Genomic DNA, 13,879 nt, shown 5'->3' on the forward strand with positions numbered 1-13,879 from the left:
GGTCAGTCGCTTCGCGATCGGAATGCACCCCATTCGGGCGCATTCCCCCGTCGGGTCTGACCCCAGTTTTTCACACGACTTTGCGCTCGCGTAAACCAGTAATTTCCTCAGTACCTAATCCCAGCCACTGCCCCAACACCTCGTTCGTATGCTGCCCCAGCAACGGCGGTGGCAAGCGGTATTGCACCGGCGAGCCGGACAGGCGCACGGGATTGGCCACCAGTGCCACTGTGCCCGCTGTCGGATGCGGCATCTCCACTTTCAAGCCACGCGCGACCACTTGCGGGTCGGCAAAGACCTGGTCGATGCGGTTGACGGGACCGCACGGCACGGCTTGCGCCTCGAAAGCGCTGATCCATTCGGCTGTCGTGCGCATGACGGTGGCCTGGCGCAGCAGGGGAATCAGGATGGCCCGGTGCGCCACGCGCTGCGGATTGGTGGCGAAGCGTTCGTCCTGTGCCCATTCCGGATGGCCGACGATGGCGCAAAAGCGGGAAAATTGCCCGTCGTTGCCGATCGCCAAAATCATGTCGCCATCGGCGGTGGGAAAGTCTTGATATGGAACAATGTTCGGATGTGCATTGCCCATGCGCTGCGGCACCTTGCCGCCGCACAGGTAATTGGCTGCCTGGTTGCCCAGCGCCGCCACTTGCACGTCCAGCAGGGCCAGGTCGATATGCTGGCCCAGGCCCGAGCGCTCGCGTTCGGCCAGCGCCGCCTGCACGGCGATGGTGGCGTACAGGCCCGTCATGATGTCCGTTTGCGCCACGCCCACTTTTTGCGGCCCGGCACCCGGCTGGCCATCGGGCACGCCCGTAATGCTCATCAAGCCGCCCATACCCTGGATCAGGAAGTCATAGCCGGCGCGCGCCGCATATGGCCCGTCCTGGCCAAAGCCCGTGATGGAGCAGTAGACGAGGCGCGGGTTGAGTGCCAGCAAGCTGGCCGCGTCTAAGCCATATTGCTTCAAGCCGCCCAGCTTGAAATTTTCCAGCAAGACATCCGCTTCGGCCGCCAGCTGGCGCACCAGGGCTTGCCCTTCGGGCGCGGCCAGGTCGATGCACAGCGAGCGCTTGTTGCGGTTGGCGCACTGGAAGTAGGCGGCTTCGGCGGTATCGCGGCCGTCTTCATCTTTCAGATACGGCGGACCCCAGGAGCGCGTATCGTCGCCGCGGCCCGGCTGTTCAACCTTGACCACGTCGGCGCCCAGGTCGGCCAGCAATTGCCCGGCCCACGGGCCGGCCAGCACGCGCGACAGGTCCAGCACGCGCAAACCGGTCAGCGGCGCGGGCCGCAGGGTGGAGGCGAAGGTGGAAGCCACGGCGTCCATCAGTTGCTGAAGGCGGCGATGCCGGTGATGGCGCGGCCGATGATCAGCGCGTGCACATCGTGCGTGCCTTCATAGGTGTTGACTACTTCCAGGTTGACCAGGTGGCGGATCACGCCGAATTCGTCGGAAATGCCGTTGCCACCCATCATGTCGCGCGCCACGCGGGCAATATCGAGCGCTTTGCCGCAGCTGTTGCGTTTCATGATCGACGTGATTTCCACGGCAGGCGAACCCTCATCCTTCATGCGGCCCAGGCGCAAACAGCCTTGCAAGCCCATGGTGATTTCCGTCAGCATATCGGCCAGTTTCTTTTGCACCAGCTGGTTCGCAGCCAATGGGCGGCCGAATTGCTGGCGGTCCATCGTGTACTGGCGTGCCTTCAGGTAGCAGTCTTCCGCCGCGCCCAGTGCGCCCCAGGCGATACCGTAGCGGGCGCTGTTCAGGCAAGTGAACGGGCCTTTCAAGCCGCGCACGTCGGGGAAGGCGTTTTCTTCCGGGCAAAACACTTCATCCATGACGATTTCGCCGGTGATGCTGGTGCGCAAGCCGACCTTGCCATGGATTTCCGGCGCCGACAGGCCTTTCCAGCCTTTTTCCAGCACGAAACCCCGGATCGCGCCTTCATCGTCCTTGGCCCAGACGACGAACACGTCGGCGATGGGGCTGTTGGTGATCCACATCTTGGCGCCGGACAGGCTATAACCACCCGGGACCTTGCGCGCGCGCGTGACCATGCTGCCAGGATCGGAGCCGTGGTTCGGTTCCGTCAGGCCGAAGCAGCCGATGAATTCGCCCGTTGCCAGTTTCGGCAGGTATTTCTGTTTGGTTTCCTCGTTGCCGAAGGCATTGATCGGCACCATCACCAGGGACGATTGCACGCTCATCATGGAGCGGTAGCCCGAATCGACGCGCTCGACTTCGCGCGCGGCCAGGCCGTAGCAGACGTAGTTCAGTCCGGCGCCGCCGTATTCTTCGGGAATGGTGGTGCCCAGCAAGCCCAGCTCACCCATTTCGCGGAAGATGGCGGCATCCGTGCGGCCATGGCGGAATGATTCGAGCACGCGCGGCACCAGGCTGCCCTGGCAATAGTCGCGGGCCGCTTCCAGCACGGCGCGTTCGTCGCCCGTCAATTGCTCTTCCAGCAGCAGGGGGGAATTCCAGTCGAATACGGTTTTGCTCATCACAGGCCTCGCAGGTGAGCGCCGGTGATCGGCGCAAGATTGAATATGACTCATGGTAGGTTTTTGCCTAGCCTTGCGCAAACGATTTTTTCGCACCCAGACATGCGTGTTATGCATATCTTGCGGCATACTGGGGTCTTTCACCGGCCGGGAAGCCCCATGTCACGCAAAATTCCAATGCTGCAAGCTTTAAATTGTTTCGAGGCGGCTGCGCGCCACCAGAGCTACACACATGCGGCACGCGAACTGTCGCTGACGCAAAGCGCCGTGTCGCGCCAGATATCGTCTTTGGAAACTTTTCTCGGTGTGCAACTGTTCCAGCGCACGCGCCATGGCGTACTGCTGACCAGCGCCGGTGCTGCGTATGCGCGCCAGATCGCGGCGCGCCTCGATGGCCTGGAGCGCGACACGCTCGACACTATGGCGCGTCAGGGCGGCGGTGGCGCCCTGCAGCTCGCGTCCGTGCCCACGTTTGCCACGCGCTGGCTGATGCCACGTCTGTCCTCGCTGGCGGGACAGCACCCCGACATCGTCGTGCATATCGACGCCTACACGAAACCGTTCATGTTTGCCGATACGGAATACGACGGCGCCCTGTATGCGGGCACGCCCGAGCAATTGGCACGCTGGCCCGGCACGCGCGCTACCTTGCTCATGCATGAAGAAATCGTGCCCGTCGCCAGTCCGCGCCTGCTGGCGGCGCGCAGCCAGTGGCAGCCGCAGGACTTGCTGGAACTGACCTTGTTACAACAAAGTACGCGTCCGGGCGCGTGGCGCCAATGGTTTGATGCCATGCAGGTCGAGGGAGAAGGGCGCGATGGCGCGCACTACGGCGCCCGCTACGAACTGTTTTCCATGCTGGCCATGGCGGCCGTGCAAGGACAAGGCGCGGTCTTGCTGCCGCGCATGCTGGTCGAAGCGGAACTGGCGCGTGGCGAACTGCGCATCGTATGCGAGCGCCCACTACGCGGCCAGCGCGCGTATTACCTGATCACGCCCGAAACGGCGCATGAAAAGACGGCCTTGCAGCAATTCCGGCTGTGGCTGCAAGGCGAGGCCGCCGCTTAAGGCAACTTAACGTACCTTGGCCGTATCGAAATGGGGATTGTCGATGAGGCCAATCTGGTTGCCAAACGGGTCGAGCAATTCCACCGTGCGGATGCCATCGCCCACGTCCGTGATCGGGTGGTGCAGGGTGCCGCCCAGCGCGATGACGCGCTCGACTTCCTGCTCAATGCCGTCCACGCCCCAGTAGGTCACGCTGCCTTGCGTGCCTGGCTCGCCGCCCGGCAGCAGTCCAAGCTCGAAGCCGCCGATGGCAAAACCCACATAAAACGGCTGGTCGAAATACGGTGTGGTGCCGAATACCTGGCTGTACCAGGCCTTGGCCTTGTCCAGGTCGGGGACGGGATAGGTGACGGTGCGCAAGCCCTTGATCATGTTCTGCTCCTGTTGGTTGAAATAGTCGGCGAAATACCTGCTGCCATCATGCCAGCGGAAAAACTGGCATCCTGCTGGTCCTGGCACAGGCTGTCGATGTAATGGTCCGGCACGTCCAGACGCAATCCAGCCAGGGCCGCAGGGCGGGAATGGGCATATATTCCTGGTAGACGATCATGGCCGGACTTGAAGTAAAGAACAAGATTGCGTTTATATTACATAGCATATTACACAGCATAATTGCGCGTCGGCCGAAAAATGCCAGCCAGGGCGGCCAGCGCGCCGCGCTATCGGGTGGCGACAACCAGTATAATGCTCGGTTCATATCCACTTTTGGCCGCACATCATGCAAGATAAATATAGTCCCGCCGACGTCGAACAAGCCGCCCAATCGCACTGGAAGGCGATCGACGCCTATAAAGCCGTCGAACACGACCCGCGTTTCCCAAAAGGCAAGTATTTTGCCTGCTCGATGCTGCCTTACCCTTCGGGCAAGCTGCACATGGGTCACGTGCGCAACTATACGATCAATGACGTGATGTACCGCTACCTGCGCATGAACGGCTACAACGTGCTCATGCCGATGGGCTGGGATGCGTTCGGCATGCCGGCGGAAAACGCGGCCATGGCCAATAACGTGCCGCCCGCGCAATGGACGTATTCGAACATCGCCCACATGAAGCAGCAGATGGAATCGATGGGCCTGGCCATCGACTGGTCGCGCGAAATGACCGCCTGCAAGCCCGAATATTACAAATGGAACCAGTGGATGTTCCTGAAGATGCTGGAAAAAGGCATCATCTACAAGAAGACCGGTACCGTGAACTGGGACCCGATCGACCAGACCGTGCTGGCCAACGAGCAAGTCGTCGATGGCCGCGGCTGGCGTTCGGGCGCGCTGATCGAAAAGCGCGAAATCCCCATGTACTACGCGCGCATCACCGACTACGCGGAGGAATTGCTGGCTTACGTAGATGACAAACTGCCGGGCTGGCCCGAGCGCGTGCGCACCATGCAGACCAACTGGATCGGCAAGTCGACGGGCGTGCGCTTCGCCTTCCCGCATGAAATCAAGGACGCGAATGGCGCCCTGATCGGTGACGGCAAGCTGTATGTGTTTACCACCCGTCCGGACACCGTCATGGGCGTGACCTTCTGCGCCGTGGCCGCCGAGCACCCGCTGGCCATCCACGCCGCGCAAAGCAATCCTGCACTGGCCGCCTTCAATGCCGAGTGCAAGCTCGGTTCCGTCATCGAAGCGGACATGGCGACGATGGAGAAGAAGGGCATGCCGACCGGCCTGTTCGTTACTCATCCGTTGACGGGCGCGCAAGTCGAAGTATGGGTCGGCAACTACGTCTTGATCACCTACGGCGATGGTGCCGTGATGGGCGTGCCGGCGCACGACGAACGCGATTTTGGCTTTGCCAAGAAATACAATCTGCCGATCAAGCAAGTCATCGACGTCAAGGGCCAGGAATTTTCGACCGATGCGTGGCAGGAATCGTATGGCAGCAAGGATGGCGTTTGTGTCGCCTCCGGCAAATATGACGGCCTGCATTTCGCTTCCGCCGTCGATGCGGTGGCCGCCGACCTGGCCGAGCTGGGCCTGGGCGAAAAGAAAACCACGTTCCGCCTGCGCGACTGGGGCATTTCGCGCCAGCGCTACTGGGGCACGCCGATCCCGATGATCCATTGCGCCGACTGCGGCGTGGTGCCTGTGCCGGAAAAAGACTTGCCGGTGGTACTGCCGGAAGACTGCGTGCCGGATGGCACGGGCAACCCGCTGAACAAATACGAAGCGTTCCTGCAATGCGACTGCCCGCAGTGCGGCAAGCCGGCGCGCCGCGAGACGGACACCATGGATACCTTCGTCGATTCGTCGTGGTACTACATGCGCTATACCTCGCCAGGCTCGAACGACGCCATGGTCGACGCGCGCAATGATTACTGGATGCCGATGGACCAGTACATCGGCGGCATCGAACACGCCGTCATGCACTTGTTGTACGCCCGCTTCTGGACCAAGATCATGCGCGACTTCGGCCTGGTCAAGTTCGACGAGCCTTTTGTGAACCTGCTGACGCAAGGCATGGTGCTCAACGAAACCTACTTCCGCAAGGATGCCGTGGGCAAGACCACCTGGTTCAACCCGGACGACGTGCGTCTGTCCCTGGATGACAAGGGCCGTCCGCAAAGCGCCGTCCTGGTGGCCGACGGCCAGCCGGTGGAAATCGGCGGCACGGAAAAAATGTCGAAGTCGAAGAACAACGGCATCGACCCGCAAGCGCAGATCGAACAGTACGGCGCCGACACGGCCCGTTTGTTCACCATGTTCGCCTCGCCGCCGGAACAGACGCTGGAATGGTCGGGCAGCGGCGTCGAAGGCGCAAACCGCTTCCTGCGCCGCGTGTGGAACTTTGGCTACGCCCAGTCGGCGACGATTCAAGCCGCACTGGCTGGTGGCGCCGCACCGGCCACGGGCGACGCGCAGAAAAACCTGCGCCGCGAATTGCACAAGCTGCTGCAGCAAGCCGATTATGACTTGAAGCGCATCCAGTACAACACCGTGGTATCGGCTTGCATGAAGATGCTCAATACGCTGGAATCGGCCAAGTTAGACGATAGCGCGCAGTCGAAAGCTCTGATCGCGGAAGGTTTTTCCATCTTCCTGCGCCTGCTCAATCCCGTCGCGCCGCACATCACCCACGTGCTGTGGCAGGAACTGGGCTACGCCGGCGCGCATGGCGATCTGCTCAACGCGCCGTGGCCGCAAGTCGACCCGCAAGCGCTGGAACAGTCCGAGATCGAGATGATGATCCAGGTGAACGGCAAGCTGCGCGGCTCGATCACGGTGTCCAAGGATGCGGACAAGGCCAGCATCGAAGCGGCCGCGCTGGCGTGCGAAAGTGTGCAAAAGTACGTCGAGACCACGCCGAAGAAGATCATCGTCGTGCCAGGCAAGTTAATCAGCATCGTGGTGTAATCATGACGACTTCCTCTCAAGTATCGCTGTTGGGCCGCCGTGCTGTGCTGGCTTTGGGCCTGACTGTCCTGTTGTCAGCCTGCGGCTTTCATTTGCGCGGTTCGAACGGCAGTTTCATGCTGCCGTTCGCGACGATGTACATCGGCTTGCCCGAGACATCGCCGCTGGCGATCGGCCTGAAGCGCTATATCCGCGCCATTGGCAGCACGGAGGTGGTGGGCACCAAGGATGGCGCCGACGCTGTCCTTGAGGTGCTCAACGACCCGGAGAGGAATCGTACCAAGACCATTTTGTCGCTGAACAAAAATGGCCGCGTACAAGAGTACCAGCTCGGCTATTCGATCAATTTCCGTGTCGTGGACAAGGCCGGCAATCAGTTGCTGGCACCGACGACCATCAGCCTGGTGCGTCCGATCACCTTCGATGAATCGCAGGTGCTGGCCAAGGAAACCGAGGAAGCGGCGCTGTATCGCGACATGCGCAACGACCTGGTGCAACAGATCATGCGTCGCCTGGCCGCCATCAAGCCGGTGCTGCCGGCCATGTCGGTGGCGCCAGTGGCGCCCGTGACACCGGTCGCGCCGGCCACCCCGCAGCAGTAACGGGGACGCCATGCAATTGCGGATAGACGCGCTCGATGGGCATGTGGCCAAGCCGCTGGCGCAGCTGTATGTGATCACCAGCGACGAACATTTGCTGGCGCTGGAAGCGGCCGACAAGATCCGCCGCGCCGCGCGTGGGCAGGGTTATTCAGAGCGCGACGTGCTGACGGTTGAGCGCAGCTTCAAGTGGGGCGAACTGCTGGCGGCGAACCAGGAGCTGTCGCTGTTCGGCAATAAGAAACTGATCGAGCTGCGCATCCCCACCGGCAAGCCGGGCAAGGATGGCGGCGCGGCGCTGCAAAGCTATGCGAAAAACCTCAGTCCTGACAACCTGACCCTGATCACCTTGCCCAAGCTGGACTGGGCCACGCAGAAGGCGGCCTGGGTCGCGAGCCTGCAGCAGGCGGCCGTGTATATCGAGATTCCGAATGTGGAACGGGCGCAGCTGCCGGCCTGGATATCCCAGCGCCTGGCCGCGCAGGGACAGAGTGCCGAACGGGCCAGCATCGACTTCATCGCCGAACGGGTGGAGGGCAATTTGCTGGCGGCACACCAGGAAATCCAGAAACTGGGCTTGCTGCATGCGGCGGGCAAGCTGACGTATGAGCAAGTACAGGACGCGGTGCTGAACGTGGCCCGCTACGATGTCTTCAAGCTGTCCGAGGCCATGCTGGCCGGCGATCCGGCGCGCCTGGTGCGCATGCTCGAAGGCCTGAAAGGCGAGGGCGAGGCGCTGCCGCTGGTCTTGTGGGCCGTCTCCGAAGAAATCCGCACGCTGTTAAAATTGAAGGCGGGCATGGCACAAGGGCGCCCATTGGGCGCGCTGCTGAAGGAATACCGCATCTGGGGACCGCGCGAGCGGATGATGGAACCGGCCCTGCGGCGCATTTCGCTGCCCGTGCTGGAAGCGGCGCTGCAGCAGGCGGCGCAGGTGGACAAGATGATCAAGGGCTTGCGCGCCAAGGGCTACGCGGGCGACGCCTGGGATGCCATGCTGCAGCTGGGCCTGAAGATCGCCCGAGGTTAGTTTTTAACTATATGGATACGAGCATGGACATCACCGAATATATGCAGGACGTGGGGACGCGCGCGCGCGCCGCATCGCGTGCCATGGCGCGTGCCGACAGCGCCACGCGCAACCGCGCCTTGACCCTGATCGCCGCCGCCATCGTGCGCGACGCGGACCTGCTGCGCGCTGCCAACCAGCGCGACCTCGATGTGGCTGCCGCCGCCGGCCTGGCGCCGGCCATGCTGGACCGCCTGACCCTGTCCGACGCCGCCATTGCCACCATGGTCGAAGGCTTGACGCAGATCGTCTCGCTGGCCGACCCGATCGGCGAGATATCGAACATGAAGTTCCGCCCGACGGGCATTCAGGTGGGCCAGATGCGCGTCCCGCTGGGCGTCATCGGCATTATTTATGAAGCGCGTCCGAACGTGACGGTGGACGCGGCCGGCCTGTGCATCAAGAGCGGTAACGCGACGATTTTGCGCGGCGGTTCGGAAGCCATCCATTGCAACCGCGCGCTGGCCAGGCTGGTGGCGGAGGGCTTGCTGGGAGCAGGCCTTCCGGCCGATGCCGTGCAGGTCATCGATACCACCGACCGCGCCGCCGTCGGTGCCCTGATCACCATGCCGCAATACGTGGACGTCATCGTGCCGCGCGGCGGCAAGGGATTGATCGCGCGCCTGATGGAAGAAGCTACCGTACCGATGATCAAGCACCTCGATGGCATCTGCCACGTCTATATCGATGCCAAGGCCGATATCAGGAAGGCGATCGATATCGGCTTCAATGCGAAGTGTCATCGCTACGGCACCTGCAACACCATGGAAACCCTGCTGGTGTCGCGCGCCATCGCCACTACCGTGCTGCCGCAGCTGGCCGAACTGTACCTGACCAAGCAGGTGGAACTGCGCGCCGATCCTGAAAGCCATGCGATCCTGGCCGCCGCTGCGTATCCGCACCTGGTGCCCGCCACCGAGGAAGACTGGTCCACCGAATACCTGGCGGCCATCCTGTCGGTGAAGGTGGTCGACGGCATCGACGAAGCGATGGACCACATCAACCAGTATTCGTCCAAGCACACGGAGTCCATCATCACGGAAGACTACAGCGATGCGCTGCGCTTCCTGCGCGAAGTCGATTCCGCCTCGGTGATGGTGAACGCATCGACGCGTTTTGCCGATGGTTTTGAATATGGCCTGGGCGCCGAGATCGGCATCTCGAACGACAAGCTGCACGCGCGTGGCCCGGTGGGACTGGAAGGCCTGACATCGCTCAAGTACGTGGTCTTTGGCCACGGTGAAGTCCGTAAATAGTCTCTTCGCGGGTTGCCCACAAGGCGGCCCGTGCTCTCGTTTCTCTCCATTTCTGACACTGGGAACCCCATGCTCTTTCTCTGGACCAAAGCCTTCCACATCATCTTCGTCATGTCCTGGTTTGCCGGCCTGTTTTATTTGCCGCGTATTTTCGTGAACCTGGCGATGGAGACGGAAACGGTGGCCACCGAGCGACTGTTGCTGATGGCGCGCAAGCTGTACCGCTTCATGTCCCTGCTGGCGTTGCCGGCGATGGTGCTGGGGCTGGCCTTGATGTGGATGCTGTACGGTGGGGGCGAAGGCCGCGTGAAGATGCCGGGCTGGATGCACGCCAAGCTGACGTTCGTGGTGCTGCTGCTCGGCTACCACCACGCCTGCGGTTCCATCCTGCGCAAGTTTGAAAAAGGCGTCAACAAGCGTAGCCACATCTGGTTCCGCTGGTTTAATGAAGTGCCGGTGGTGATGCTGCTGGTCGTCGTCGTGCTGGTCGTGGTCAAGCCTTTCTAAGGGAATCGAGATGAGTGCAAGCCAGAGCAAAGTCGTGCAGTATTTCTTCGCGCCCCACTCGCCATGGACCTACCTGGGACACGCGCGCCTGATGGCCATCGCCGCGAAGACGGGCGCACAGATTGATATTCGCCCCTTTGACCTGGGCAAGGTCTTCAGTGTCTCGGGCGGCCTGCCGCTGGCCAAGCGCGCACCGCAGCGCCAGGCCTATCGCCTGGCCGAACTGGCGCGCTGGTCGGCCTTCTTGCAAGTGCCACTGACCTTGCAGCCAAAGTTCTTCCCTGTGTCGCCGGAAGCATCGGCCAAGCTGATCATCGCCACGCGCCTGGCGCACGGCGTGGAGGCGTCGCTGAATCTGGCGCACGCCATCATGCGCGGCCTGTGGGCCGAAGAGCGCAATATCGGCGATGAAGAGACACTGGTGCAGATCGCGCTTGACGCCGGTTTCGATGGCCGCCAGTTGCTGAAAACGTCGGAAACGGCCAGCGTGCAGGCTGAATACGACGCCAATACGGAGGCGGCGACTGCCGCCAGCGTCTTCGGCTCGCCGTGGTACATCGTCGATGGCGAAGGATACTGGGGCCAGGACCGCCTCGATTTTGTCGAGCGGGCGCTGGCAGGGTAGTCAGGCAAAAGCAGTTTTTTAAATGTAGTATTTTTTAACGTAGTAAACAGCGCCTGTAATTTAGCGGGCGTTCAACACAATGGAATAAGGGTACACCAACCATGGCTTCATATTTTTGCCCATGCCCGCGCGGCATGGAAGCGGCGCTGGCCGAGGAACTGGGCGAGATCGCTCAGGATAGTTCGACCATGAAGGTCCACAACCAGGTTCCGGGCGGCGTACACTGCTCGGGCGACCTGCTCGATGCCTACCGCATCAACCTGCATTCGCGTATCGCTTCGCGCGTGCTGATGCGCATGGCGCATTCCGGCTACAAGACGGAAAACGACATTTATGATCTGACCCTGGCGCAAGCCTGGGAAGACTGGTTCGGCGTGCACCACACGATCCGTGTCGACGTCACGGCCGTGAAGTCGCCGCTGCGCAGCCTGGAATTTACCACCCTGAAGATCAAGGATGCGATCTGCGACCGCTTCCGCGACCAGTTCAACGAGCGTCCATCGGTCAACACCAAGACACCTGACATGCGCATCGTCGGCTTCCTCGACGCGAACACGTTTACCGTGTATCTCGACACCTCGGGCGAAGCGTTGTTCAAACGTGGCTGGCGCGAAGAGACGGGCGACGCGCCGCTGCGCGAAAACCTGGCTGCCGGCCTGCTGCGCGTGTCGGGCTGGAAGCCGGGCATGGTGCTGTTCGACCCGATGTGCGGTTCCGGCACCATCCTGGCCGAAGCGGCGCAGATGCTGCAAGGCATTCCACCGGGCGCCTCGCGCCAGTTCGCCTTTGAAAACTTCCACGACTTCGATCCGGCGCCGTGGAATGCCATGAAAAACGCCATCAAGGTCAATCCGCTTCCAGCGGAACCGACTATTTTCGGCAGCGATATCTCGGGCGACATGGTCGCCATGACGCGCCATAATCTGCGTTGCGCCGGCGTGCGCTTCGACGTGCCCTTGAAACAGATCGAGGCGCAGGAAGTCAAGCCGCCAAGCGACATGCCGGGCATCATGCTGACCAACCCGCCGTACGGCGAGCGTATCGGCGTGCGCGGCGACAGCACCATCCCGGAAGATGAATTGTCGACGTCCTTCTACTCGGCCATGGGCACGACCCTGAAGCAGCGCTTCGCCGGCTGGACCGTATTTCTCTTCACGGCTGACCTGGGCCTGCCCAAGCTGCTGCGCCTGAAAGAAGCGCGCAAGACGCCATTCTTCAATGGTGCGCTGGAATGCCGTTTGTTCCGCTTTGATATGGTCGCAGGCTACAACCGTCGTGAAGAAGCCAAACCAAAAAACATCTGATTAAACCTACTGCGCGTTGCCACTTGCGGCTTGCGATGCTCACCGTACTTTTGTACGGTTGCGCTTCTCGGCCGCAATTGGCGGCCGCTCGCTACGGTTTTCTCAGATATTTTGGCAGCTGAGAAAGCCGGATGTGTCACCCTGGATCCGCCATGTTTCCCACCCCTCCGGCCAACGTGCCGCCCGACCCGGTTACGCCCGTTCCGCCTCCCACCCCGAGCCACATGGCGCCGCTGAGCCGCGGTGCGCTGGCCATGATGCTGGCCGGGCTGTCGATGCTGGGGCCTCTGTCGATCGACACCTATCTGCCCGCCTTTGGCGCGATCCAGGGTTCGCTGCAAGCGTCGCCGCTGGAAGTGCAGCAGTCGCTGACGTTCTACATGCTGGCCTTTGCCGGCATGGTGCTGTGGCATGGCGCGATCTCGGACACCTTTGGCCGGCGCAACGTGGTGCTGGTATCGCTGCTGATGTTTGCCATCGGCTCGCTCGGCTGCGCTTCGGCGCACACGGTGCATTATTTATGGTTCTTCCGCATCCTGCAGGGCGTCTCGGCCGGCGCCGGCGTGGTGATCAGCCGCGCCATCATCCGCGACCTGTATGCCGATGCGGCGGCGGCGCGTTTGCTGTCGCTGGTGACGATGATCTTTTCCATCGCCCCGGCCGTGGCGCCGATTCTGGGTGGCTGGATCGTCATCTGGTTCGACTGGCGCTCGATTTTCCTGTTCCTCGCCTTTTACACGGTGATCCTGCTGGCCTTCTGCTACTGGCGCTTGCCTGAAACCTTGCCGATGGAAAAACGCCAGCCCTTCAATCCCCGTTTCCTGGCATCGAGCTATGGCCAGATCCTGCGCTCGCCCCTGTTCCACATCAAGGCCGGCATCGTCGCCCTCAATTTCGCGGGCCTGTTCCTGTTCATCACGGCTGCGCCGGAAATGCTGCCCAAGCAGCTGCACCTGGGACCCTCGCAGTTCGGCTGGCTGTTCATCCCGTGCGTGAGCGGCATTTTCATGGGAGCCCTGGCGGCCAACCGCATCGCCGGCAAGGTGACGTTCGCGCGCCAGATCGGCATCGGCTTCGCCTTCCTGCTGTGCGCTGCCAGCGTCAACGTCGTGTATCACCTGTTCCTGCCGCCATCCTTGCCCTGGTCGGTGCTGCCCCTGTTTTTCTACACCTTCGGCATGTCGCTGGTGGGGCCGGGCGCGACTCTGCTGGCGCTGGATCTGTTCCCGCATATCCGCGGCACTGTCGCCTCGTGCCAGTCGTTCGCCAGCACCTTGCTCGGTGCCGTGGTGGCCGGCGTGATCTCGCCGCTGCTGTCCGGTTCCGTGCTGTGGCTGGCGTCGGGCCAGCTGGCGTTTACGGGCCTGGCGCTGGTTCTGTGGCTGATATCGCGGCGCTTTCGCCACCGTTTGCTGGGTTCCTTCAGGGCATAAGTTTCCATGGCAGAACGCTGGGTTTAATTCAACTTAATTTTCTATATTGCAAGTAATCTCCAGCGCTTATGATAAGATGACTTTTTTCCCGGCATCCTCTCAGGCAGTTTGTTTTTGGGTTACAGGAGTAGAGGATTCCTCTGACGTGG

General features: G+C 61.8%; 12 protein-coding genes. 9 read left to right on the forward strand and 3 right to left on the reverse strand.

The window, feature by feature from the left end; all coding sequences use genetic code 11:
- Positions 1 to 70: 70 nt before the first annotated feature.
- Both ACQ4WN_RS06270 and ACQ4WN_RS06275 read right to left on the reverse strand, forming a co-directional pair.
- Positions 71 to 1,330 (reverse strand): CaiB/BaiF CoA transferase family protein, encoded by a 1,260-nt coding sequence (locus ACQ4WN_RS06270; RefSeq protein WP_436550739.1) that lies wholly within the window; start codon positions 1,328 to 1,330, stop codon positions 71 to 73.
- Positions 1,330 to 2,511, reverse strand: a complete 1,182-nt coding sequence (locus tag ACQ4WN_RS06275) for an acyl-CoA dehydrogenase (RefSeq protein ID WP_071075250.1) — start codon at positions 2,509 to 2,511, stop codon at positions 1,330 to 1,332. The genes ACQ4WN_RS06270 and ACQ4WN_RS06275 overlap by 1 nt, the downstream gene beginning before the upstream one ends.
- A gap of 159 nt (positions 2,512 to 2,670) precedes the next feature.
- Between ACQ4WN_RS06275 and ACQ4WN_RS06280 the strand changes: the two genes are divergently transcribed.
- Positions 2,671 to 3,579: a LysR substrate-binding domain-containing protein gene (locus ACQ4WN_RS06280; protein WP_436550740.1), complete on the forward strand. Its 909-nt coding sequence runs from the start codon at positions 2,671 to 2,673 to the stop codon at positions 3,577 to 3,579.
- A gap of 6 nt (positions 3,580 to 3,585) precedes the next feature.
- On the opposite strand, the gene ACQ4WN_RS06285 is transcribed toward ACQ4WN_RS06280, so the two are convergent.
- Positions 3,586 to 3,951: a VOC family protein gene (locus ACQ4WN_RS06285; RefSeq protein WP_436550741.1), complete on the reverse strand. Its 366-nt coding sequence runs from the start codon at positions 3,949 to 3,951 to the stop codon at positions 3,586 to 3,588.
- Positions 3,952 to 4,297: 346 nt separating this feature from the next.
- Here ACQ4WN_RS06285 and leuS point away from each other — a divergent pair, with 346 nt between their 5' ends.
- From leuS to ACQ4WN_RS06325, 8 genes are all read left to right on the forward strand, one after another.
- Positions 4,298 to 6,937: a leucine--tRNA ligase gene (gene leuS / locus ACQ4WN_RS06290; RefSeq protein WP_436550742.1), complete on the forward strand. Its 2,640-nt coding sequence runs from the start codon at positions 4,298 to 4,300 to the stop codon at positions 6,935 to 6,937.
- 2 nt (positions 6,938 to 6,939) lie between these two features.
- Positions 6,940 to 7,539, forward strand: coding sequence for an LPS-assembly lipoprotein LptE (locus ACQ4WN_RS06295; RefSeq protein WP_436550743.1), 600 nt, complete (start codon positions 6,940 to 6,942; stop codon positions 7,537 to 7,539).
- A 10-nt stretch (positions 7,540 to 7,549) separates the two neighbouring features.
- Entirely contained in the window at positions 7,550 to 8,566 is a 1,017-nt protein-coding gene (holA, locus tag ACQ4WN_RS06300) for a DNA polymerase III subunit delta (protein WP_436550744.1), read from the forward strand.
- Positions 8,567 to 8,589: 23 nt separating this feature from the next.
- Positions 8,590 to 9,861, forward strand: coding sequence for a glutamate-5-semialdehyde dehydrogenase (locus ACQ4WN_RS06305; protein ID WP_436550745.1), 1,272 nt, complete (start codon positions 8,590 to 8,592; stop codon positions 9,859 to 9,861).
- A 69-nt stretch (positions 9,862 to 9,930) separates the two neighbouring features.
- On the forward strand, positions 9,931 to 10,368 hold the full coding sequence (locus ACQ4WN_RS06310; RefSeq protein WP_436550746.1) for a CopD family protein: 438 nt from the start codon (positions 9,931 to 9,933) through the stop codon (positions 10,366 to 10,368).
- A gap of 10 nt (positions 10,369 to 10,378) precedes the next feature.
- Entirely contained in the window at positions 10,379 to 10,993 is a 615-nt protein-coding gene (locus ACQ4WN_RS06315; protein WP_436520732.1) for a 2-hydroxychromene-2-carboxylate isomerase, read from the forward strand.
- A gap of 101 nt (positions 10,994 to 11,094) precedes the next feature.
- Positions 11,095 to 12,297: a THUMP domain-containing class I SAM-dependent RNA methyltransferase gene (locus tag ACQ4WN_RS06320; protein WP_436550747.1), complete on the forward strand. Its 1,203-nt coding sequence runs from the start codon at positions 11,095 to 11,097 to the stop codon at positions 12,295 to 12,297.
- Positions 12,298 to 12,449: 152 nt separating this feature from the next.
- Positions 12,450 to 13,730 (forward strand): multidrug effflux MFS transporter, encoded by a 1,281-nt coding sequence (locus ACQ4WN_RS06325; protein WP_436550748.1) that lies wholly within the window; start codon positions 12,450 to 12,452, stop codon positions 13,728 to 13,730.
- The last annotated feature ends 149 nt before the right edge of the window (positions 13,731 to 13,879 follow it).

The organism is Janthinobacterium pasteuri (assembly GCF_051380775.1).
Lineage (GTDB): Bacteria > Pseudomonadota > Gammaproteobacteria > Burkholderiales > Burkholderiaceae_D > Janthinobacterium.